General features: G+C 66.3%; 17 protein-coding genes. 5 read left to right on the forward strand and 12 right to left on the reverse strand.

The features are described from left to right. The first annotated feature begins 1 nt into the window (after position 1). Positions 2–358, forward strand: coding sequence for a PLDc N-terminal domain-containing protein (locus tag ACTDXD_RS05665; RefSeq protein WP_440126195.1), 357 nt, complete (start codon positions 2–4; stop codon positions 356–358). 10 nt (positions 359–368) lie between these two features. Here ACTDXD_RS05665 and ACTDXD_RS05670 read toward each other — a convergent pair whose 3' ends face one another. The 12 genes from ACTDXD_RS05670 to ACTDXD_RS05725 all read right to left on the reverse strand — a co-directional run bounded on the left by ACTDXD_RS05670 (position 369) and on the right by ACTDXD_RS05725 (position 12,347). Then, positions 369–923, reverse strand: coding sequence for a sugar O-acetyltransferase (locus ACTDXD_RS05670; RefSeq protein WP_440126196.1), 555 nt, complete (start codon positions 921–923; stop codon positions 369–371). A 26-nt stretch (positions 924–949) separates the two neighbouring features. Then, positions 950–1,753 carry an inositol monophosphatase family protein gene (locus tag ACTDXD_RS05675; protein WP_440126197.1) on the reverse strand — a complete coding sequence of 268 codons (804 nt, stop codon included), beginning with the start codon at positions 1,751–1,753 and terminating at the stop codon, positions 950–952. 91 nt (positions 1,754–1,844) lie between these two features. Continuing rightward, a complete protein-coding gene (phnE, locus tag ACTDXD_RS05680; RefSeq protein WP_440126198.1) occupies positions 1,845–3,560 on the reverse strand; it encodes a phosphonate ABC transporter, permease protein PhnE in 1,716 nt (571 codons plus the stop codon). After that, complete coding sequence (gene phnC, locus ACTDXD_RS05685; RefSeq protein ID WP_440126199.1) at positions 3,557–4,387, reverse strand: phosphonate ABC transporter ATP-binding protein; 831 nt, start codon at positions 4,385–4,387, stop codon at positions 3,557–3,559. The genes phnE and phnC overlap by 4 nt, the downstream gene beginning before the upstream one ends. A gap of 35 nt (positions 4,388–4,422) precedes the next feature. Further along, positions 4,423–5,385, reverse strand: coding sequence for a phosphate/phosphite/phosphonate ABC transporter substrate-binding protein (locus ACTDXD_RS05690; RefSeq protein ID WP_440126200.1), 963 nt, complete (start codon positions 5,383–5,385; stop codon positions 4,423–4,425). Positions 5,386–5,595: 210 nt separating this feature from the next. After that, on the reverse strand, positions 5,596–6,825 hold the full coding sequence (locus ACTDXD_RS05695) for an alpha-D-ribose 1-methylphosphonate 5-triphosphate diphosphatase (protein ID WP_440126201.1): 1,230 nt from the start codon (positions 6,823–6,825) through the stop codon (positions 5,596–5,598). After that, on the reverse strand, positions 6,822–7,589 hold the full coding sequence (locus ACTDXD_RS05700) for an ATP-binding cassette domain-containing protein (RefSeq protein ID WP_440126202.1): 768 nt from the start codon (positions 7,587–7,589) through the stop codon (positions 6,822–6,824). Before ACTDXD_RS05700 ends, ACTDXD_RS05695 begins: the two co-directional genes overlap by 4 nt. 2 nt (positions 7,590–7,591) lie before the next feature. Then, the gene (locus ACTDXD_RS05705) at positions 7,592–9,457 is read right to left on the reverse strand and encodes an alpha-D-ribose 1-methylphosphonate 5-phosphate C-P-lyase PhnJ (RefSeq protein WP_440126203.1); all 1,866 of its coding nucleotides are present in this window, start codon (positions 9,455–9,457) and stop codon (positions 7,592–7,594) included. After that, positions 9,457–10,566, reverse strand: coding sequence for a carbon-phosphorus lyase complex subunit PhnI (locus ACTDXD_RS05710; protein WP_440126204.1), 1,110 nt, complete (start codon positions 10,564–10,566; stop codon positions 9,457–9,459). Before ACTDXD_RS05710 ends, ACTDXD_RS05705 begins: the two co-directional genes overlap by 1 nt. A gap of 1 nt (position 10,567) precedes the next feature. Then, the gene (phnH, locus tag ACTDXD_RS05715) at positions 10,568–11,170 is read right to left on the reverse strand and encodes a phosphonate C-P lyase system protein PhnH (RefSeq protein WP_440126205.1); all 603 of its coding nucleotides are present in this window, start codon (positions 11,168–11,170) and stop codon (positions 10,568–10,570) included. Beyond that, the gene (locus ACTDXD_RS05720; RefSeq protein WP_440126206.1) at positions 11,167–11,604 is read right to left on the reverse strand and encodes a phosphonate C-P lyase system protein PhnG; all 438 of its coding nucleotides are present in this window, start codon (positions 11,602–11,604) and stop codon (positions 11,167–11,169) included. The genes phnH and ACTDXD_RS05720 overlap by 4 nt, the downstream gene beginning before the upstream one ends. Beyond that, positions 11,604–12,347 (reverse strand): GntR family transcriptional regulator, encoded by a 744-nt coding sequence (locus ACTDXD_RS05725; RefSeq protein ID WP_440126207.1) that lies wholly within the window; start codon positions 12,345–12,347, stop codon positions 11,604–11,606. Before ACTDXD_RS05725 ends, ACTDXD_RS05720 begins: the two co-directional genes overlap by 1 nt. 1,112 nt (positions 12,348–13,459) lie before the next feature. Between ACTDXD_RS05725 and ACTDXD_RS05730 the strand changes: the two genes are divergently transcribed. Genes ACTDXD_RS05730 through ACTDXD_RS05745 form a run of 4 tightly spaced genes read left to right on the forward strand, consistent with a single transcriptional unit; the run spans position 13,460 to position 20,026 of the window. Continuing rightward, a complete protein-coding gene (locus tag ACTDXD_RS05730; protein ID WP_440126208.1) occupies positions 13,460–15,466 on the forward strand; it encodes a hypothetical protein in 2,007 nt (668 codons plus the stop codon). Then, entirely contained in the window at positions 15,466–16,944 is a 1,479-nt protein-coding gene (locus ACTDXD_RS05735) for an archaeosortase/exosortase family protein (protein ID WP_440127547.1), read from the forward strand. The genes ACTDXD_RS05730 and ACTDXD_RS05735 overlap by 1 nt, the downstream gene beginning before the upstream one ends. Continuing rightward, on the forward strand, positions 16,929–18,398 hold the full coding sequence (locus ACTDXD_RS05740) for a glycosyltransferase (RefSeq protein WP_440126209.1): 1,470 nt from the start codon (positions 16,929–16,931) through the stop codon (positions 18,396–18,398). The genes ACTDXD_RS05735 and ACTDXD_RS05740 overlap by 16 nt, the downstream gene beginning before the upstream one ends. Next, complete coding sequence (locus ACTDXD_RS05745; protein WP_440126210.1) at positions 18,395–20,026, forward strand: ArnT family glycosyltransferase; 1,632 nt, start codon at positions 18,395–18,397, stop codon at positions 20,024–20,026. Before ACTDXD_RS05740 ends, ACTDXD_RS05745 begins: the two co-directional genes overlap by 4 nt. Positions 20,027–20,033 lie beyond the last annotated feature (7 nt).

The raw sequence follows: 20,033 nt of genomic DNA on the forward strand, positions 1-20,033 counted from the left end.
TGTGGAAGTGCCATACCTCGGATTGATCATCACCCTGCTGTGGCTGGGTTGCCTCGTCGACGTGATCTGCTCCGATGAGGAGCGCGTCCGGCACCTGCCCAAATTGTTGTGGCTGATGATCGTACTTCTGCTGCCGCTGGCGGGGTCGGTGCTCTGGCTGATCCTCGGCCGACCTCAGGGCATCGTGGAGATTCTGGCGTCGAAGTCCGCTCCCGAATACCCCCGACCCACCCGGCCTGTGCTCGATCCCGAGCACGACGAGGACTTCCAGCGCCGCTTCCGTGCGCGCGTCGAAGAGCAGCGGCGGCTCGCGAAGGAACAGCGCCAGCTCGAAGACGGCAACGAGAACGCCGGCTGACTCCCCCGGGTCAGAGACGTTTGACGACCGCGGCGGGCACTCCCGCGGCAACGACGTTCGGCGGAAGATCCTTCACGACGACCGCGCCCGCACCGACGACGGTGTTCTCCCCGATCGTGACATCCGGCCCGACGATGACGCCACCGCCGAGCCACACGTTGTCTTCGATGGTGATCGGTTCAGCCGATTCCCACTTGGCGCGGCGCAGCTCGGGGTCGATCGGATGGGTGGGTGTCAGCAACTGCACGTTGGGACCGATCTGCACGTCGGCGCCGATGGTGATGCGCCCTACGTCGAGCATCACGGCCCCGAAGTTGACGAAGGTACCTGCCCCGATGGTGATCTGGTACCCGTAATCGACGTACAGGGGCGGGCGGATCTCGACCCGCTCGCCCAGGTCGCCGACCAGTTCGGTGAGGAGCGTACGCCGCGCATCCGGTTCTGCGGCGCTCGTGGCGTTGAACTTCTCGCTCAGCGTGGCCGCGCGCAGTGCATCGGCCGCAAGTTCGGGGTCGTCGGCGAGGTACAGCTCGCCGGCCAGCATGCGGGCTTTCTGTCCGGACATCAGCACTCCCGTCGGTTTCGATGTCCTTACGAAACTACCCCCTGAACGGCTTCGCGCAGTTCGGCTGCGAGGTCGTCGGTAGCGGCGACGATGCCGCTCCACCGTTTCGTCAGGTCGGTGTCGAACACGATGGGACGGTCGTACGCGTCGATCACCGCACCGCCGGATGCCTCGACCTGAACGACCGCCGCGGCGATGTCCATCAGGCGGTGCGTGTCGCTGCCCGCGTCGACGAACGCGTCGGTCGACCCGGTCGCGACGAACACCGACTCGAGGGTGCTGCAGCTGAGTATGCGGATGCGAGTGGCCTTCTCCGCGACACGCCACCAGGCGTCGCGGTTACGTTCGTGCGGGCGGAGCATCGAGACCGCGGCGGACGACAGGGACGTGCATCCGCTGGTCCGGAACGCGGACTTACTGCGCGAGGCCCACCAGGTCTGTCCGGTGTGCAGCCAGGTCGTCGACGCCTCGGTGAACTCGCCGTCGATCACCACAGCAGCACTGAAGCATGCCAGCGGGATTCCCGCGGCCGCGTTGGCGGAGCCGTCGACGGGGTCGACGACGAGGGTGACGGCGGATCCGGCGTCGACCCAGCCCCGCTCCTCCGAGAGCACGTTCGCACCGGCGGCCGTGGCGGCCGAGATGATGGCGTCCTCGACGAGGACGTCGATGAGCATCGTCGGCGTACCGTCGGCACCTTCCATGGAGATGGACTTCAGTTTCTCCCGTGAGAACGTCGCGACAGCATCGCGATAGGCGGTGAGCGCGGCGTCGGACGCGGCGGTGAGCATGCGGCCGGCCGCGGCGGTCGAGGATTCGGTGAGATTCATATGGTTTCTCCAGTGGGTAGGAATGGCCGAACGTCACCTTCGGCCACCTCGAGTAGACGAAGGTGACGTTCGGCCATGCTCGCGGCGGGGATCAGGACACGACCCGGCGAACCCAGATGGCCAGACCCTCCACGACCATGACCACCGCGAAGATCATCAGCACGATCATGGTGACCACGTCGAACTGCATGACGCGGGCCGCGTTCATCAGGTAGAAGCCGAGTCCGCCTGCGCCGACGACACCGAGCAGTGTCGCGGCACGGATGTTGGTGTCGAGCTGATAGAAGATGTGCGCGATGATCGCGGGCCCGGACTGGCGGATCGTCGCGGCGATGAGGACCTGCATGCGTGTCGCGCCGCCGGCAACCACCGCCTGTTGCACGCGAATGTCCGTTTCCTCCACGGAGTCAGCGATCAGCTTGCTGAACAGGCCGATTGCGCCGACCGACAGCGCGATCGCCCCCGCGGTGGCACCGAGGCCGGTCACGACGATCACGATGATCGCCAGGATCAGATCCGGGATACCGCGGACGACCACGATGAAGACGCGGAATCCCTTCGCGACACCCCGAGTGGGTGCGACATTGCGGGCCGCGAGGAGACCGACGGGGATCGCCACGATCAGGCCGATCAGGGTGGCTGCGAGAGCGATCTGCAACGTGACGACCAGTTGCGCCCACAGTTCGTCGCCGATACCGCCGGTGCCGGGCGGGAAGAACAGCGAGAGCGTATTCCACATCGAGCCGAACCCCTCGGCCATACGGGACAAGTCGATGTTCGCTGACCAGACCGATGCCAGCAGTGCCAGCACGAAGAGTGCGACGTAGGCGGTGCGTGCGAGACGCTCGCCCGTCCACGGCGGACTGATCCGATACCGGCCGTCTGCGGCGCGCCCAGCGGTCGGCACCCGCGTACCGCCGGGTTCACGATCGACCCAGCCGTCCTGAGCGCTCGAGATACGGTCACGAAGACGTGAGAGCAGGTTTCTGCGGGCAGGCGCCTTGTCGCCGAGAACCATTCGCCGCAGTGCCCCGGAGATCAGTTCGACGATGACGCACAACGCGACGATGAACAATGCCAGCGCCATACCCCGCTGATAGTTCATCGTGCGCAGCGCCGCCGACAACTCGAGCCCGATACCACTGACGCCGACGTATCCAAGGATGACGGAGGCACGGAGGTTGATGTCGAACCGGTGCAGGGCCGTGGCGACGATCGCGGGCATGACCTGCGGCAGCACCCCGCCGGTGATCTGCTGCCACCACGTGGCGCCTGCGGCGCGCAGTGCGTCCCGAGGGCCGGGGTCGGTGTCTTCGATCGCGTCGGCGTACAGCTTTCCGATCATGCCGATCGAATGGATGCCGAGCGCGAGGATGCCACCGATCGCGCCGAGGCCGAACAGACGCAGGAACAGAATCGCCAGCACCAGTTCGGGAATGGCACGGGTGACGACGATGATGGTGCGCGCAGGCATCCGAAGTGGCGTGCGGGGTGCGGTGTTACGGGCGGCGCCGAGCGCGACGGGGATGCTCAGCAGCACGGCCAGTACGGTCGCGAGAAGCACGATCCCCAGGGTCTGCCCGGTCATCGCGGCGAGCTCACCGAGGGACGGGAAATCGAGTGGGAAGATCCGCGACAGGAACTCGGCTGCGTTACCGATACTGTCGACGATCGTCGCGACATTGATCTTCAGCGACGCGATCGACCACAGGGCGGCCGCGAACAGGCCGAACAGGATGACCTGCGCGCTGATGGTGTGCCACGTGGGGCGTGGCAGCGTCTTCACCGGTGGCGCGGTGATCGTCATCGGTTTGCGGTGGCCTGAGCGGACGCGACCGGCTCGACCGCCGAGTAGATGCTCATCGTCTCGCTCCTGTCGATCGCCGACACCGGCTTGTCGAGCACCAGTTGGCCGCCGCGCAGACCGACGAGTCGGTGCCCCCACGACAGTGCGAGATCGACCTGGTGCAGGCTGCACACCACCGTCAGGTCGTCTTCGGATGCAATCTGCGAGATCAGCGCCATGACCTGCGCCGACGACTCGGGATCGAGCGAGGCGACAGGCTCGTCGGCGAGGAGGATCCTCGGCTTCTGGATCAGTGCGCGCGCCACCGCGACACGCTGCTGCTGCCCGCCCGAGAGCGTGTCGGCGCGCTGGAACGGACGGTCGGCGAGACCGACGCGGTCGAGTTGTTCCATGGCGGACAGACGCACCGACTTCGGGTACATCGGGAGACCGAACCTGGGGCCACGCAAGGAGCCGAGAGCACCGGAACACACGTTCTCGAGCACCGACATGTTGCCGACGAGGTGGAACTGCTGGAACACGAATCCCACCTTGCGTCGGAGTTCCCGTAGTTCACGGCCGCGGGCGGTGCCCACCTCGTGCCCGAGGACCCGCACGGCACCCGATGTGGACGGGTGCAGACCGTTGAGCAGACGCAGCAGAGTCGATTTGCCGGATCCCGACAGGCCCAGCAGCGCAACCACTTCGCCGGGATACACCGTCAGCGACACATCGTCGAGTGCCCGCAGCCCCGGGCCGAACACCTTGCTGACGTGATCGAGTTCGATGGTGGGCCGAAGGATCTTGTCGATGGATGCGCCGAGGCGCACATGGTCGGGGTCGGTCATGGCGGACTCCAGATGTCGAGGGGTTCGTATTCGGGTCAGGCTGCGCAGGAAGGGGATTGCGTGATCTCACAGACCTTGCGGACACCGTCGTAGAAGTCGTCGGTGACGGGAATGAATCCGTACTCGGTGCCCTCGGGAAGCTCACACTCCTGCTCGCTGGCGCAGTAACCGGCCTCGACGAGTGCGGGGCGGTTGAGCTTCGTCGCGTAGATGTCGGTGAGCTGGTCGATGAGGTCCTGCGGCAGCGTGGTCAGCACAGCCGAGGGGCTGGCCGCGATCATCTCGGACTCCCAGATGACGTCGAGGTCGCCCTCGGCGAGATCGCCCTTCTGGACGAGAGTTTCGGTCACCATCGTGTCGAATGCGAAACCGGCGTCGCATTGGCCGCTCTCGACCGCGAGTGCGGAGGCGTCGTGGCCGCCCGCGAAGACCGGGGTGACGTCCTTCTCGGGGTCGACGCCGGCCTCGAGCAGACCCGCTGACGGGTACAGGTAGCCGGAAGTGGACGTGGGATCGACGAAGCACACCGTCTTGCCGCGGAAGTCTTCGAGCGACCGGATCTCGGATCCCGCGGGGACGATCGCGTACGACTGGTAGCCGGGTTCCTCGTCGGGGCTGTCGGCGAACACACCCAGTGGCTGCACAGGCACGCCACCGTCCTTTGCGGTGGCGTAGGAGAAGGGGCCGTAGTGGCCGATATGAACCTTGCCTGCGCGCTGAGCCTCGCTGACGGCCGCGTAGTCGGTGGCGTTCTGGAACTCGACCGGGATACCTGTCTCGTCTTCGATGACCTGCTGAATCAGCGAGAATTCCTGCGCCAGGCTGGTGCTGTCCTCACTCGGGATGGATGCAAGCACCAGCGTCTCCGGGGCGCCCTCGCTTCCGGTCGCGCCCGCGGAGCTGTCTTCGTCGGCACTGGAACCACACGCGGACAGCGTCAGCGCGGCCGCCGCGGCCACAGCCACCGCAGACCAAGTACGGGAAGAGGAAATACGCATGAGGGGAAACTCCTTGTCGAACACGCGGAAGCGAGTCGGGGCACGAGGGGACGACACCTTATCGGCATCGTTGGAGTCCAGACTGTCTGTACGGTGCATCGAATCTCCCAACCCGAGGTGAACTCCTCCCCTCGACCGGACGACGTTCGCGGTGTGTTGTGCGATCAATGCACCTCGGCCCCGCAACCGAATGGGTGCGGGGCCGAGGATTCACGATGCGCGCAGTACCGCGCGGGTCACCGGGTGACCGTGTTCGAGCGAGACCAGGACGAGGTCGGCGCGCTGGCCGGTGGTCAGCGCGCCCCGGTCGGCAAGCCCGACCGCGGTCGCGGGACCGCTCGTGACGAGTCCGACCGCCGCGGGCAACGCCATGCCGCGCTCCGCGAGGGCGAACGCCGCACCGAGCAGCGACGACGGCAGGTAGTCCGACGCCAGCGCCGTCACCAGCCCCAGATCGGCCAGTTCCCCAGCGGAGACATTGCCCGAGTGGGAGCGTCCCCGCAGCACATTCGGACCCCCCATCACCACGGACATGCCGCGGTCCCGTGCTTCCCGCGCCGCCTCGACGGTGGTGGGGAACTCGGCGACGTTTCCTCCGCGTGCGGCCAGGTCGGCGATCTCGACGGCCGATTCGGGGTCGTGCCCGAAGACACGGGCAAGACCCATGCGGGACTGTTCGGCCAACCACCCCATCGTCTCGTCGCGGATCCCCGCGTTGGCCTCTCGTTCGGCCGCCAGCCCGTCCACCACTCGGCGCGCATCTTCCGCCGAGATGCCGCGGACTCCTGCGATGTGGTTCTCGTAGTAGGTGCGGTCGGCATACTGGCCGATCCCCGGTGTGTGGTCCTCGTGCGAGATGACCGCGGGGGTTGTGGTGGTGACGACACCTGCCGCAACCAGCCGGTCGAATTCCTCACGCATGGCGGCGAACCCGGGCGCAGACCGTACGTCGAGGCGATGCAGAACACGGTGGTCGACGAGTCGCGCGTCCGTCTCCCGGGTGTTCCAGTCCTCGATCGACTCGCACATCTGCTGCGCAACATGAACGCTGCGGCCCGTCGTCGCGGTGGCGCGGTCGGAGAACGACGCACCGTGGAACACGGTCGTCACACCCGCTGCCCGCACCTTGCCTTCGAACGACATGAGGGAGAACGCCCACGGCAGTTCGACACCCGGTCGCGGGAGACGCTCCTTCTCCAGTCCGTCGGAATGCACGTCGACCAGGCCCGGCACACACAGGAGACCGCCGCCGTCGACGTCGGACCGCACTCCGGGGGTGGACGGGCCGATCTCCTCGATCATGCCGTCGCGCACCACGATGCGTGCGTCGTCGAGAATGCGGTCCGGCAGCACCGCCCGGACGTGGCCGACCACGTAACTCTGCGGTGCGCACTGCAGCGTCCATGCTGCGGTAGCGGGTGCGGTTTCGATTCCGGTCATGCTGCGTCTCCCAACACGTCTGCGGCGGATCCGATTCGGGCAATGTGACCGTCGGCGAACCGCACGACACGTGTCGCGAGACGGTGCATGGCTTCGAGATCGTGGAACACTGCGAGCACCGCGACACCGGACGCCGACAGCGACGCGATCAGTTCGAGTGCACGTTCACGGTTGACCGGGTCGAGCGCCGAGACGGGCTCGTCGAGCAGCAGCAGTCGCGGTGGGTGAACGGTGCCCGCGGCGAGATTCACACGCTGGCGCTCGCCACCGGAGAGGACGCTGCAGTCGACGTCCCACAGTGCCTCGTCGAGCGAAAGCCGCTGCAAGGCTTCCGCTGCAGCTTCGCGGGCGTCGGCACGACTCATCCCACGTCGCCGTGCGGAGGCAGCGACCACTTCGAGAGGCGCGGTGCGAGGAGGTGCCGACAGGAACTGTGAGACGTAACCGAGTTCGCGTCCGCGCAGCCGAGCCATCTCCCGGTCGGACAGCTCGGTGAGTTCGACGGGGCCTTCGTCGGTGTGCAGCACGATCGAGCCCGCGTCGGGCAGGTAGCTGCGGTGCACACAACGCAGGAAGCTCGACTTTCCGGCACCGGACGGTCCTGCGAGCGCGACGTGTTCACCGCGGCCGACCTCGAGGTCGACGCCGTGCAGCGACGTGACGGTGCGACCGTCGATGGTGTGAAGGGTGAAGGATTTGCGCAGGTCGCGGACGGTGAGGACCGGATCGGCAGTGGTGGATACGGGCACGGTGGACACAGACATGGTCACCTCCGTGCGGCTGCAACGAGCCGCTGAGTGTAGGGGTGGTGGGGGTCCTGGAACAGCTGGTCGGTGAGCCCGCTCTCGACGACGCGGCCGACGTTCATCACGAGGGTGCGGTCGGTGAGTGCCTCGATGACCGCGAAGTCGTGACTGACGACCACGGCGGCGGTGTCGCGTTCGGCGAGCAGATTCCGCAGCAGATCGAGCACACCGGCCGCAACCGACGCGTCGAGACCTGTCGTGGGTTCGTCCAGCAGCAGTACACGCGGATCGGTCGCAAGCGCCTTAGCGATCTGCACGCGCTGACGCATACCGCCGGAGAACGTGTGGACGGGATCGTCCATACGCTCGAGCGGCACCTCGACCTTCTCCAGCAGATACGCGGCACGGTCGCGGATCTCGTAGTAGTTGCGCCAGCCCGCGGCGGTGAGACGCTCGGCGATGTTGCCACCCGCGGAGACCGTCATCGTCAGTCCGTCGGCGGGATTCTGGTGCACGAGTCCGAGGGTGTCGATGCGCAGCGCGCGGCGTTCGGTGTCGTCGAGGGTGAACACGTCGGTGGTCCCGCCCCCGACGGTGGTCAGGAACATCGAGCCGCTGGTGGCCTTGTCGTCGCCGATCAGGCAGCGCAGCACCGTCGACTTGCCCGACCCGGACTCGCCGATCAGGCCGAGCGCCTCACCGGGCGCGACGTCGAAGCTGACATCCCACGCCGCGACGACGGCACCGGTGGCCGGGCTGATCGCGGTGCCGGTCTCGGGACCGGTTCCCGGGACGGCGTCGGCACCACCGGGGCCGTGCACCTTGCCGACGTCCCGCACGGCGAGGGTCCAGCCGTCGGGGTGGGCGGGCACGGGCCGGTCGGTGAGTTCGGCCGGATCACGTCGCGTCACGGCGTTTGCGACGCGGACCCGCCGCTGTGGGTCGGGCAGGAAGCGCGTCGGGGCGTGCGCGCTGTGGAGCGCCGCGTCGATGTCGGCGTCGACGACGCGGGTACACCACTCGACATCACTGCACATCATCCGGCCGGGCGACGCCTCGACGAGGAACGTATCGGACGAACCGCAACGTACGCAGGCCTGGTCGTCGCTGCCTTCGACCTCGAACGGGACGTCGTCGAATGTGAGCGGTTGTACCGGGGTGTAGGGCGGGACTGCGAAGATGCGCTTCTCACGTCCGGCCCCGAGCAGCGTCAGATGCGGTGAATTGTGCAGGCGCGGGACGTCCCACCGCGGGATCGGCGACGTGATCATCACGTACCGGCCGTCGACGAGTACCGGGTAGCCGGTGGTCTTGGTGATGACACCGTTGCGGACGAGGTCCTCGTAGAGGCTGACCCACATCATCGAATAGTCGGCCTCGGCGTGCATGCGGGCACATTCGGTCACCGATTTCTGCACGGCGCGAAGGGGTTCCGAGTTGGGCACCTGCAGCACGAGGATCTGATCCTCGCTCATCGGTTCCTCGGGGATGCGGTGACGCGACTGGATGATCGTCGACTCGCGGGTGTCCTTTGTGGAGGCGCACCGCTCACTCGACTCGATCAGGCGCCGCAGGTTGGTGGCATTGACGCCGTCGTCGTCGCCCTGATCGATGACCTTGACGACGTCGGTACCGCCGACGAGCCCCAGGGTGACCTGCAACCCGCCGGAGCCCCATCCGCGGGCGACAGGCATCTCGCGCGAACCGAACGGAGTCAGATAGCCGGGCACGCACACCGCTGTCAAGGTCGCGCGGCGGATCTCGCGTTTGGATCCTTCGTCGAGGATGCCGCGTTCACGGGTGGCGGCGTCGATCGCGTCGAGGGTGTGGGTCACGCGCGAGCCGGTGTCCGGCCGAGCATTACGGGTGGTGAGCAGGTCGGTCATCAGCAGGTCCTTCCGAGAGGTTCGGTGTTGCGGTCCGCGGCGTCGCCGGCGCCGGCCTGCACGGCGAGCTTCCGATCGATCATCGAGCGGAAGGTGACGTAGTGCGGAAGCTTGAGATGTTCGAGGAAACCGCAGGAGTCGAGGCCGTCGGTGGTGAGAAGCAGGGTCTGCTCGAGACCGGCGGTGTCGCCGAAGCGGCGGCATGCGATATCGAGGTTCGCCATCGCGATGGCTTTGCGTTCGTTGTGCCCGAAGCACAGTCCGTAACCGACGTCGAAGCGGCCGCGATCCTCGTCGGGGCCGTTGAGATCTTCGATCGCCTCACATTCGGTGACCCGAACGTCGCCGACCGCGAACGCATTTCCGGTATGAGGATGGCACACGCGCACCGGTACGCGGCCGTGTCGCACCTCGCCGAGGGTGACCTCGTGCAGGTTGCCTTCGGTACCGCGGATCGAGCGGTACCACGTGCCGATCAGCGAACCCGTTTCGGCGCGTGCCATCGACGCGAGCACCGCCGAGCGCGGCGCAGGAGGCGCAGCGGGGTGTCGGGAGATGTCGAACGGTTCGGGGTCGGAGCCGTCGGTCGGGCGGCTGTCCGCGAGCAGGTCCATTTCGCGCAGCAGTTCCGAGAAGCGCTTGGGGTGGCGTTCCGCTTCGGTCCGGTCGGGGGTGGGGGCCCCGTCGATGACGGTCGGCGGCACGGGCGCATCGTCGCGGACGAGCATACGTCCGGTGTAATCGCTGGTGCGGCCGAGTAATTGGGGTCCGTCCGGTGTACGCCACGCAGGCACGATGCGGCGCAGCACTGTCATCTCGTCGGGGTCGACGGGTTCGCTGACCGCCAGTCGCGGAAGGGTCGATTGGTGGGCGCGGACGAGGTGGGTGGCCTCGATGACGTCGCCTTCCGCCTGGCGGAGCGCGTCGGCTGCGGTTGCGGGGTCGTAGAGCGACCCTTCACCCATCACGCGGTCGACGGCGAGGCGCATGCGGCCGGTGATCTGTTCGGTGGTCAAGCGCGGTGAATCGTCGGCTTCACGTGCGCTGCGGACGAGGCTTTCGGCGGCGAGGATCGCGTCGAGTCCGCCGCGAGCTCCGGAATATCCCATGTCAGTTCTCCTGTGCGGTGCGCGAAGACGAGGTGTCGATGCGGGTGGTGCGCGACAACCCGAGAACGGTGCCGTCGTCGGCGACGAGCAGAATGTCGATGCCTGCGGGGAAGTCGGCGACGGTGACAGCGCGGGCGTTGCGCAGCGTGTCGTCGAAGCCCAGCGGCGCGATGGTTTCGGTGCCGTTCACACCCGGCCCGGTGAGTTCGGCGGGTACTCCCCCCTCGAGGGAAGGCACCGAGCAGACCACCGTCGAAGCGGATTCCGGTGACAACGCGGTGCCGCGCGCAGCGGAGAGCAGTTCATCGGCGGTGAGGGGACGAAGCGCGGTGATGTACTTCGCCTCGTCGAGGACCGCGACGGGGGCGCCGGTCGCGACGGTGAGTACCTCGATCCAGTCGGAACCGTCTTCGAGTACGGCGACACCGGTTTCGAGGTCGGCGAGGGCGAGCGCGGGAAGCAAGGCTGGCGGGAAGTCCGTCGGCGGAAACGTCTGCGGCAGGCCGGGGCGGCTGAACGCCTGAAGCATCGCACGGTAGACCTGCTGTGCGACAACGGGATCGAGGCCGATGCCCAGGACTTTGTCGGTGGCGGAGAGGGTCACGTCAGCTCCTCGAATTGAACGATGGTGGGGGCGATGTGCACCCATTCCTCGGCGTCGGCGCGAGCGAGCTCGGCTTCCATGCGGGCGCACAGCTCGAGCACCTGACCGGCGTTCGGCCGGTTTCCAGCGACCTCGGCGTCGCACACGGCTGCGGCGAGCACCGCAGCGCGGTCGTCACCCATGCGCATGGCCCAGCCGCGGGTGCCGTCGAGCCGTACTTCTGCGTGGCATGCCAGGACATTGCCGAGGAAGAAGCGGGCGTGACCGATGGGTTCACGAACCTGGGTGGCGATGCACCCGATTTCCGGGGTGGTCAGGACGGTCAGGGCCGCACCATCGGACAGGCACGCGTCGGCTGCACCCACCAGATCCTGTTCGGGGGCCGCGGCGAGCAGCTCAGCGAGCCGCTCCCGGGTGTAGGTGTGGGTCGTCATCAGTTTCCTTCACAGGTCGAAACGGGAGGATGGTCGCCGATCTCCATGACCACGCGGATCATGTCGGCGCGCGTCCAGGAGGAGCTGTAGGTGACGGCGACGCCGGTTTCGGCGTCACGGTTGATGCTTTCGATGATCCAGGTGGGAGCGACATAGGTCATCTCGAGTGCTGTGCAGATCTCGGGTGGCGGCAGTTCCATCGAGGTGCGGCACCACGACCGCACGACGTCGAATCTGCCCATCTGGCGTAGGAGTTCGTCGAGCGACTCCTCCACGCGCATGGCGGAGCCGAGCTCGGTGACAGCCTCACACCGCACCCACTCCTCCCCGAGCGCGGCCACCTGGTCGTCGACGTAACGCAGGCGGCGCATGTAGTGGGCGGGAGTTCCGGGTTCGATTCCGAGGTAGTGCGCGCTGGATTCCGGAATCGGGCGGACCTCGGACAGCAGTACGGTCGAACGCGGCACCGCTCCTGCCGCTTCGACGGTCCGATGCCACGACGGTCGTTTCTCTTTGGAGACGACGTAGTCGATGCGGCGGTTGACGTAGGTGCCCGAGCCGCGGAGCCTGCGGACGAGTCCGCGACGCTCGAGCTCCTGGACCGCCGAGCGGGCAGATGCCCGTCCCACGCCGAACCGTGCCATCAGCTCGTGCTCGCTCTCGAGTTTGGTGCCCGGTTCCAGCTGGGCGATCTCGTCTGCGAGCTCACCGGCGATCTTGTGGTAACCGTTGCGCTCCGTCACGCCATCGACCATGGTCGAGCAAGTTGTACGGGCAACTTCACGTCAGGTAACCGGAATGGAAACGCAGCTGAACGACTGGGTCAGTTGTTCGCGCCGATGACGCAGGCACGAATAGTTGTGGCGCTAAATATCATTTCGGCATCGGAAGTGGACGGGACCGGTTGCGCTCCAATACAGTGGCGCCCGTCGCCTTGACGCGACGCTTCTTCCTGGAAGTCCTCCCCGACACAGGAGATGCAGTTCAGGGCCCCGCCGGCTCCTCCCCCTCAATTCGCCGGCGGGGCTCCCCTACCAGTCGCCCGGCCTCCCCGCCGGCCTGCGCAGCGGCTCAGAACCTCCCCGACTCCGAACCGGCCGCTGGCGGCGACTGCCGTTCGACCATAAAACAATCTGCTCACTCGTGTGCACTGAACGGCAGTCACCGTTCGTCGAATGCACGAAGACGGCACTTCGATCCCATCGGCGGAGAGTAGACGGTTGCGTTGCACGCTCGGCAGGTATGTGTGCGATGCCTGCTGCCGCAATTACACACTTGCGATCCCACCAGCACCCGATCGGCGCCGAGTTCATGCCCGTTCGGACAGTGCGAAGGCGCAGGCTCCGCCCATCCGCCGGCAGTTCGATACAGCTTCACCTATCGATCATACGTTCGATAGCCGTTGCGTCACCTGCACGTGGCGTTTCCGGGGCCGCATGCGGGATCCACCAGGGTCCGGACACGGCGCTCCAGCGCGCCGACATCGGGAAACCCCTTGTCCACTGCGCGATCCCACGCCGTCACGTCGTCGATCCGAACTCCGACAACGACCTGGAGACGAGGTTTCGCGGATGAAGGAAGCCCCGCCGATCGTGGTGGGGATCGGCGGGGCTTCGACGCAGGCCGGAGATGGGGGTACCGGCCCGCGCGGTCGTCCTCGCAGGGGGGACAGGAGGACGACTCGTTTCGGAGTCTATCGACCAAGATTGCTACTCGCGAGTATTACCGAAAAACTACCCGACTGGGCAGGTAAGTCGTCCGATCTGCGTGGAGTGCCCGAAACCGGGTCACCAACCGGAAACAAGATCTTTCACTCGGCCAGCGAACCGAGCCCGGGTCTGCTTATGTGGCACTTGTGACGGCTGACAACACCCGCAGGTTCGGCATGCGGCCCGTGCTCGCGACCGCATCGGCGGCGATGATTCTCCTCGCGAGCCCGGCTCTCGCATTCGCGCAGGACCCGTCCGCGCCTGAATCCGACGCCGCCACAACGGACACCGCCGCGCCCGGCATCCAGACATTCGGTACAGAAAGACTCGGCTTCGGCGAGACGATCGACTTCCGCGGTAGCTCGGACATCGTCACACTCACTGTGCCCGTCCCGGACGGGCTTCGCCCCGAAGCGCTCGACACCACAATCGAGTTGCCCGCGAACGTCGCGCGCGGCTCGATCGATATCGAATCCGGCGGGCGTCTGCTCGGACGTGTGGACATTCGACCGGAGGACGCTACCGCACCCGTCTCCCTACCTCTCGGTGCAGCGACCGTCGAGAACCGGGAAGCAGTGGTATCGCTGCGGATGAACCTCTTTGCCGTGGACAACATCTGCCCCGAAGACTGGGACACCCGCTCGATCACCCTCCGCGATGGTGCGGTCCGCTACGTGGGGACACCCACCGAACCCACCGTGCTCGCCGACTTCCTTCCTCCGGTCCTCGAACGCCTCGACGTGTACCTGCCTGCTGAGCCCAGCGCGGTCGAATCCGACACCGCAATCGGTCTCGCCTCCTCCATCACTGCCCGCTACACCGGACGTGCGCCTGCCGTCGAAGTGCGCCCGACCCCACCGAACGGAATCCCCCCGGCCGCCGAGAACCCATTCGTCCGGCAGATCGTGGTCTCCGAGACCGGCCCGCCCGACGGAACAGCCGAATTGGGCGATATTCCCGGTGGTCCTCCCGCCCTGTATCTGCGGGGTGACAGGGATGGCCTCGCGACCCAGACCCGCATCATCACCTCGCTGCTGTCCGACCTGGCAGTGTCCAGCGACGTCTCCGTCGGAGCCATCACCGCACCTCCCCAGCTCAGCCGTGACATCACCACCCTCGACGACCTCGGCATCGGTGGACAGACAACGACGTCGGTGGGTGTCGCCCAGGTTCGGCTGTACCTCGATCAGGCCCGGTTCGGACGACCGGTCGGAAACCTGGAACTCGACCTGAAGGGGTCGTACACCCCGCTTCCCGATACCGAAGGCGGGCTCCTCACGGTCGAAGCGGGTGAGACCGTCCTCGCTTCGTGGGCAGCCGAGTCCAGCGGCATCATCGACCGAGCCATCGCCGTTCCCGCAACAGCAATGCAACGATCCACAGAACTGACCGTCTCACTCCGTACCACCGGGGGACAACGCCAGTGCGGAATCGAGCACCCCGTCGCTCTGAGTGTCGACGGCGATACTCACGTCACCAGCACGATCGCCGACCCGCCCGCACCCGACGGATTCGCATCGCTACCCCAGACGCTCATGCCGCAGGTCGACGTCGCCGCGACCGGCACCGGGATCGTCGACACGGCACGCGCCGTCGACATCATCGCCGGCCTGCAATCGTTGACCCCAGCGCGGCTCGACCCCGAATGGGTGTCGTTGGACGAAGCGCTGGGGTCGTCGAGACCCGCGGTGATCGTCGCGGCGGAAGGAAACCTTCCCGAGGACCTCCCGCTGCGGCTCACCCGGACCGAGGACCGTCGATTCGAGTTGGCCGGTGCCGAGGGCGCATCCACGAGCCTGACGTTCGGCACGGATGTCTCGTACGCCTCGATGCAGGTACTTCGCGACAACGACCGCACCGTCCTCGTCGCCACCTCCACCGATGTACCCGCAGAACTCGACCGCACCCTGCGCTGGCTCGCAGCCGATCCCGAGCGGTGGCCCGGACTGAGCGGACATGTGCTGTTCACGACCGAGGGACGCGATCCCGTGACGCTCTCGGACCCTCGGGGCGATGTCCTCGCAGCTTCCGAGGAAGGGATTTCCGCGCCGGTCCGCTGGGCGCTCGTGGGCGCCGCAGCACTTGTCGTGATCGGTGTGGCCGGGGGCGCAGTCCTGATGGTGCTGCGCCGCAACCGGCGGAAGCCCCGGTGATGCTCGCGGCGACGACACGAGCGCCGTCCCGTCGAGGCGCGTCGTATCCGTTCGTCCACACCTCCGTCCGGTGGGTGATGATCGTCGCGGCGACACTCGTTGCGTTCCACTCCACCTGGCTTCAGCTGTTCTACGAGCTCCGAGCGGGCACGACGGGCGGTTTCGTCCTGATCGTTCCTCCTCTCGCCGCGCTCGTGGCCGTCGGCATCACTCACCGGCGCAGAAACGAACTTCCCATCCACGACAGGCAGACGGACACCATCGTCGCCGTCCTGCTGCTGGCGGTATCGCTCGCGATCAAGGCATTGCTGATGCCCCGCTACGCCACGACCTATCAGCTCATGCACCTCGATGTCCTGGCCGCATGGGTTTTCGTATCCGGGGCATGCGTCGCGATGTTCGGGCTGCGCACCACCTCGAGGTACTGGCTCGCATGGCTGATGCTGTTCGTCACCTCCCCGATCCTCTACCGGCTGTTCCTGGTCCAGCTGGGCGGCACGAAGTTCTCGGCGGGGATGTTGACGCTGCTTCTCGCAGCTGCGGCTGCCGGTCTCGCGACACGCACTTCCCATACCCGCGGTTTCATCGTCGGCGTCGTCACCTTCGCAGTCGGAGTTGCTGCGCTGACGGTGATCACGATATTTCGGCCTGGCGCACCGATCGGCCTCTACCAGTACGCGCCCACGATTGCCGCGCTGCTCGTCGGTGCCGGTGCATATCTGCTCCGATTCCGCGGACCGGCGCCGCGCGCGCTACCACCGAATCCCGTGAAACCAGCGCAGGCGGCCGTCGCTGCGCTCTACATCGTGCCGGTCTCGCTCGCGCTCGCATTCGTACCGTTGCCGGACCAACATCTCACCCCGGTCTCACCCGGACCACCACCGTCCGGCACTATCACGCAGACGGTTCCACGCGGCTGGGGGCAGATCAATTCGGTCGATTACGACTGGCCCCGTTCCTATTTCGGGAACACCGCCGCACTCCGTCGTCAGACGATCCGGGCCGACGAACCCCGGGCCGACTGGGACCGGTTACTCCGCCCCCGCACCGTCGCAGTGCAAACCCTGCAGGTCCGGCGTGCAGGTGTGCTCGAGGTCTATCCCACGCAGACGATGTACAGCATCGGCCGAGGACGTGTGAGCGCGAAAAGCTACATCGAACTCGGCTACGGAGTCACGGCCGAGTACTTCACCGTCGTCGACGACGACCTGTTGGTCACCTGGAACCTCCTGAGCTTCGTGTGGACCCGCGGCAACGACACAGCGCAACGCGTCAGCCTGCTGACCGTCGACAACCACGAATTCGATGCTCGATTCCCACAACCCGAACCGAATTCGGTCGCCAATATCCGGACGCTCATGAGAGTCCTGCTCCGAGGCAATTCAGCCGTCTCCGACACCTCACCCGAAGACAAGGATCGGGACATGCTCACCGAGCTCGGGCGCGATTTCGTGGAGACACAATGGCAGCAAACGTGAGCAGTCGGCCGCTCGTACCTGAGAAGGGAACCGAAGCGCACGACGAATACACGCGCGCGGCGTTGCACGACGCGGTGTTCGGCTTGCGCGAGCGCAGTCCCGTGTCGTCGGCGTCCGTTGCGTTCACTCCTGTGCAGAAGTGGATCGGCCTGTCGCTGCTCGCGATCCTCGTGGTGGCACTCGTCGTGGTGACGAAACCCGCGCTGATCGTCGTGACCACCGTGTGCACCCTCGGCTACATCGCGACCCTCGCCGACAGGCTCCTGTTGTTCTCGCGGGGGCTGGCCCGCGACGCGTTGCTCATCGTCAGCGACGAGGAAGCCCTCGCGCTCACAGACGAACAACTTCCCCCGTACACCGTGCTCGTACCCGCCTACAACGAGCCGGAGGTGGTCGGCGATCTGGTCGCGGCGATGAGTGCGCTCGACTATCCCACCGAAAAACTTCAGGTCCTGCTGTTGCTCGAGGAAGATGACACCGTCACCATCGAGGCTGCCGAAGCCGCCGGGCTGGGTGCGAGTGTGGAGATCCTGACGGTGCCACCGGCCGATCCACGCACGAAACCCAAGGCCTGCAACTACGGTCTGCACTTCACAACCGGTGAGATCGTCACCATCTTCGACGCCGAGGACCTTCCGGATCCGCTGCAACTGCGGCGGGTGATCGTCGCCTTCGACCACGTCGGTGACGACGTCGCCTGTGTTCAAGCGAAATTGGCCTTCCACAACGGTTCGCAGAACATGCTCACCGGCTGGTTCACCGCCGACTACGCACTGTGGTTCAACTTCATCCTGCCCGGACTGATGTCCTCGCATTCCCCTATTCCCCTCGGCGGCACCTCCAATCACATCCGGCGCAGCGTGTTCGACGACATCGGGGCATGGGATCCGTACAACGTCACGGAGGACGCGGACCTCGGTGTGCGTATCGCGGAGTCCGGCTACCGCACCGCGGTTCTCGATTCCACAACGCTCGAGGAGGCGAACAGCGACCCCATCAACTGGGTTCGCCAACGCTCTCGCTGGTACAAGGGCTACCTCCAGACATGGCTCGTACACATGCGCAGACCGGTCCGGCTGTGGCGGGCCATCGGCACCGTCGGTATGTTGCGGTTCACCACGTTGCTCGCGGGGACCCCGATCATCGCGTGCTTGAACATGGTGTTCTGGCTGACCACCATCTCGTGGCTCCTCGGGCAGCCCGAAGTCATCGAGGAGATCTTCCCGGTGTACGTGTACTTTCCTGCACTGGTCTCGCTGGTGTTCGGCAATTCCGCTGTGCTCTACATGAATCTGATCGCATGCCGGGAAACCTCGAATTCGGCGTTGTGGTGGCCGTGCCTGACGGTGCCGATCTACTGGCTGCTCATGTCGATCGCCGCCCTCAAGGGCACCTATCAGCTCATCCGCAATCCCTCCTACTGGGAGAAGACCTTCCACGGGTTGTCCTCATGACACCCCGGACGGCCAGGGTGTTCTGGGCGACGTGTGCGCTCTACGTCGCGGTAGGCCTGTGGTTGGCTCTCGAAGTCAGGTATTACCAGGGTGATTCACTGAGTCGGGTCTCTGCTGCGCGCACCGTGCTGTTCTCCCGTGACCCGCACCTTGCGGCCATCGGATTCGTGTTCACTCCGCTGACCGCGATCGGGCAGCTGCCACTGGCAGCATTGTCGGGCTGGTTCCCGGACCTCACCCGCTTCGGGATCACCGCTGTCGCCATGTCTGCGCCGTTCATGGCGGGCGCTGTGGTGCAGATCCACAAGATCGCGTGCGACCGAGGGTGCGCGACGTGGCTGGTGTGGACGGTGACCGCGTTGTTCGCCCTCAATCCGATGATCGTCTACTACGGCGCGAACGGCATGAGCGAGGCACCCTTTCTGATGCTGCTGTGCTGGGCCGTCCGCCGACTGATCCGCTGGTCCAGCACGGACGACGTGCACGACCTCACCTTTGCCGGTGTCGCGATCGGCATCGCGTATCTCGCCCGGTACGACGCACTCGCGGCCGGGGGCGCCGCGACGGTGTTCGTCATGCTCCTCGCTCGGTGGCGCACTCGCGCTTCGGACCCGCGCAGTGTGCACCCGCCGATTCTGGACGGCATTCTGTTCGCATCACCGGTCGTGTTGTCCTTCGTCGTGTTCGCCGCGACGAGCTGGCTCATCACGGGCGACGCACTGGCACAATTCTCGTCGTCGTACGGCAACGCAGCGATTCTCGAGCAGAGCGGCGGAGGGTCGACGGGAGGACTGGCCGCGATAGCGTTCTCCGTTGCCGAAGTTGCGGTGCTGGGGCCTGCGCTGCCACTGCTGATGCCTCTCGTCGCGGCACTCGCGTGGCGTCGCCGGGATCTCGAACCCGTCATCCCCTTCGTCGTGTTCGGGGCGGTCCTCGGCTTCGCAGCGCTGTCGTACCTGCGCGGAATGACCTTCCCGTTTCTGCGCTTCTACCTGTGCGCGGTGCCGCTGCTTGCCGTGTGGGTGATCCAACTGGCGCCGCGTCGCGGACAGTTCGTGTCGCGCAGACCGGGTGCCCACGCCGTGCCTCGTCGCACAGATGAGCGCGGTCTCGCTCCGCTCGGTGCCGCACTGCTCGTGTTGGGTCTGCCGATCACGTTCGTGGCGATGCTCGATCCGAACCTGTCGCAGGAGCAGCACGCTTTGCGTACCGTGCTGTTTCCCGACTCCCAGGACACCTCTGATCTGAGAGAGCAGCAGGAGCGGGTGGTCGCGTCGTTCTCCACCGAACGTCGTCTCGCGCAGTATCTCGACGAGCAGAACCTGCCACCCGGCTCCGTACTGATGGACACCGTGTACGGATTCGCGGTGATCACCGCGACAGACAGACCCGGCACCTACGTCGTCCCGTCCGATGCCGACTTCACCGAAATCCTGAACCGTCCCGCCCAATACGGAGTCAAGTACATCCTCACCGTTCCCAACGAAGGGCGTGGAGCATCCGACGCCATCAACAGGCGCTACCCGACGATCTTCGAAACCGGCGGCGAGATCTCCACCCTCGAACTCGAGATCCCCAACGACGGAGACAACCAGCCGATGTGGCGGCTGTGGCGGATCGACGACTGACTGCCGC

This window comes from Rhodococcus sp. SJ-3, from assembly GCF_051918125.1.
Lineage (GTDB): Bacteria > Actinomycetota > Actinomycetes > Mycobacteriales > Mycobacteriaceae > Rhodococcus.

Bases quoted from the DNA above. Each gene is read 5' to 3' on its own strand.
- ACTDXD_RS05690 (WP_440126200.1), bottom strand. From the start codon at position 5,385: ATGCGTATTTCCTCTTCCCGTACTTGGTCTGCGGTGGCTGTGGCCGCG.
- ACTDXD_RS05740 (WP_440126209.1), top strand. From the start codon at position 16,929: ATGGCAGCAAACGTGAGCAGTCGGCCGCTCGTACCTGAGAAGGGAACC.
- phnC (WP_440126199.1), bottom strand. From the start codon at position 4,387: ATGACCGACCCCGACCATGTGCGCCTCGGCGCATCCATCGACAAGATC.
- ACTDXD_RS05745 (WP_440126210.1), top strand. From the start codon at position 18,395: ATGACACCCCGGACGGCCAGGGTGTTCTGGGCGACGTGTGCGCTCTAC.
- ACTDXD_RS05735 (WP_440127547.1), top strand. From the start codon at position 15,466: ATGCTCGCGGCGACGACACGAGCGCCGTCCCGTCGAGGCGCGTCGTAT.
- phnE (WP_440126198.1), bottom strand. From the start codon at position 3,560: ATGACGATCACCGCGCCACCGGTGAAGACGCTGCCACGCCCCACGTGG.
- ACTDXD_RS05675 (WP_440126197.1), bottom strand. From the start codon at position 1,753: ATGAATCTCACCGAATCCTCGACCGCCGCGGCCGGCCGCATGCTCACC.
- ACTDXD_RS05670 (WP_440126196.1), bottom strand. From the start codon at position 923: ATGTCCGGACAGAAAGCCCGCATGCTGGCCGGCGAGCTGTACCTCGCC.
- ACTDXD_RS05720 (WP_440126206.1), bottom strand. From the start codon at position 11,604: ATGACGACCCACACCTACACCCGGGAGCGGCTCGCTGAGCTGCTCGCC.
- ACTDXD_RS05710 (WP_440126204.1), bottom strand. From the start codon at position 10,566: ATGGGATATTCCGGAGCTCGCGGCGGACTCGACGCGATCCTCGCCGCC.
- ACTDXD_RS05700 (WP_440126202.1), bottom strand. From the start codon at position 7,589: ATGTCTGTGTCCACCGTGCCCGTATCCACCACTGCCGATCCGGTCCTC.
- ACTDXD_RS05705 (WP_440126203.1), bottom strand. From the start codon at position 9,457: ATGACCGACCTGCTCACCACCCGTAATGCTCGGCCGGACACCGGCTCG.
- ACTDXD_RS05695 (WP_440126201.1), bottom strand. From the start codon at position 6,825: ATGACCGGAATCGAAACCGCACCCGCTACCGCAGCATGGACGCTGCAG.